The 1935-nt window shown below is 65.1% G+C and carries 3 protein-coding genes; 2 read left to right on the forward strand and 1 reads right to left on the reverse strand.

Annotation, left to right across the window (positions count from 1 at the left end; all coding sequences use genetic code 11):
- Window positions 1-346, forward strand: a 346-nt coding sequence (gene opgC / locus EOD07_RS32680) for an OpgC domain-containing protein (protein ID WP_164772767.1), incomplete at its 5' end; no start/stop codon positions are given.
- A gap of 55 nt (window positions 347-401) precedes the next feature.
- On the opposite strand, the gene EOD07_RS32685 is transcribed toward opgC, so the two are convergent.
- Complete coding sequence (locus EOD07_RS32685; protein WP_127238177.1) at window positions 402-1481, reverse strand: LacI family DNA-binding transcriptional regulator; 1080 nt, start codon at window positions 1479-1481, stop codon at window positions 402-404.
- A 172-nt stretch (window positions 1482-1653) separates the two neighbouring features.
- Here EOD07_RS32685 and EOD07_RS37910 point away from each other — a divergent pair, with 172 nt between their 5' ends.
- A complete protein-coding gene (locus tag EOD07_RS37910; RefSeq protein WP_164772768.1) occupies window positions 1654-1797 on the forward strand; it encodes a hypothetical protein in 144 nt (47 codons plus the stop codon).
- Window positions 1798-1935: the final 138 nt, after the last annotated feature.

Consider the following 1935-nt stretch of genomic DNA (forward strand, 5'->3'; position numbering starts at 1 on the left):
CATCCTGTCGGTCAGCTATCTGATCGTGGCGCTGCCGGCGGTCTCCAACTTCTTCCGCGTCCGGCCCGACAATCCCCTGGCGATCCTGGGCAAGCGCTCGCTGCCGGTGTTCATCGCGGGCACGCTGCTAGCCATGGCGGCGCAGGTGCTGAAACTGATCAATCCGGGCGGCCTGGCCTACGACACGCTGCTGATCGCGGCGGGCATCGCCATGCAGCTCGCGCTTGCGCTCTACCTCGAATGGCTTGCCGGCCTCGGCCCGTCCCGCGCCAAGCAGGTGCGCGAGGAGCCTGCGCGCGCGCCGTTCGGCGCGCACCCGCTGCCGGCGAGGGCAGGCGGCTACTGATTGCTGTGCGAGGAAAGATGCCGGGCGGGCTTTCGTGTAGGTCGCCTGAGCTTGCTCAGGCTTTCGGAGCTGGACCGGTCGAGCCTCTGACGACGAAATCGACCCCCATCGTCTCGCGCCGGACGGCGCCGTCATGGTCGAGGATCATGCGCGCGGCGCGGCGGCCGATCTCGGTGATCGGCTGGGCGATCGTGGTCAGCGGCGGCGTGGACAGCGCGCCGTCCGGCACGCCGTCGAAGCCGACGATGGAGACATCGCCGGGGACGTCCAGCCCCCTTGCCCTCAGCCAGTCGATGGCGATCAGGGCCATGCGGTCCGACATGGCCAGGATGGCGGTCGGCGGTTCGCTCCTGCCGAAGATCGCCTCGAGGCCGGCCCTGGTGCTCTTTTCCTCGTTCTCGGTCTCGTAGACCGGGATTTTCGCCGTATCGATGCCGAAGCGGGAAAGCTCCTCGAAATAGCCGGCAAGGCGATCGCGCGTGCCGGTGTAGACCGCGCCGCGCACCACTTCCGGCGTCGCGAAGCCGGTGCGATTGTCGGCAAAGCCGAGCGACAGGACGGCGAAGCGGCGATGGCCGAGTTCGGCGAGATGGCGCGCGGCGAGCCTCGCGCCGGCGACATTGTCGACGCCGATCGCCGATACGGTCTCGTCCTGGAAGCCGAGCTCCAGTGCGACGAAGGGCAGCTTGCGCTCGCGCGTCAGGTCGACAAGGCGCGAGCCGCCTTCGATGCAGAACAGCACAAAACCGTCGACGAGCGCGCTCTGGATGTTCCAGGCGAGCTTTTCCTGATTGGCGGCGGACACCAGCGCGATGCCCGCGCCGGTGGCGTCGCAGGCTTCGGAAATGCCGGCCATCATCACGCGGGCGAAGGGATCGTCGAAGAAGTAGGAGAGGGGCTCTGTGGTGGCGACGCCGATGGCGTTGACCTTGCCGGCGCGCAGCAGCCGGCCTTTCGGGTCCGGGCCGGCATAGCCCATCTGCTCCGCGACCGCCTTGACCCGCTCGCGCACTTCGGCGCGTACGATCTCGGGCCGGCTGAAAACATTCGAGGCCGTGCCGTGCGAGACGCCGGCGGCCTTGGCGATGTCGGCCAGCCTGATCGGTCTCGCCTGGCCTTCGAGGAGTGATGCCATGTCGTTCCTCCGAATCCGGTCACGCCACGAACATGACCGCTGAATTGTCGCCGGTCATCTAACATTTTTGTTGGATCGATTCAAATTTCGCTTGACATGGCGTGAGTGAGGGGTATGATTTGAATCGATCCAAAACGCTTTGTGATGGAGCGAGTTTCAATAGGAGGGTGCCATGCATCCGGTGAACTGTTTGTTCGAGGACATCTACCGCAACGACTGGGGCATCGCCTCGGTCATCGTCAGCGAGAAGCGGCGCGGCAGGTTGAGTCCCTGGCGCCGCGAGCCGCGCTTCCTCGTGGAGCGCAAGCGCGGCTGATCCGCAGCCATTTTTTGCATCATAGATTGGATCGATTCAATACAAAGGAGAGACAGTCATGCATCCGATTGGTCACCTGTTTCAGGACATCTATCGCAACTATTGGGGCATCACGCCCGGAACCGAGCAGCCTGAAAG

It is taken from the genome of Mesorhizobium sp. M2C.T.Ca.TU.002.02.1.1 (assembly GCF_003997225.1).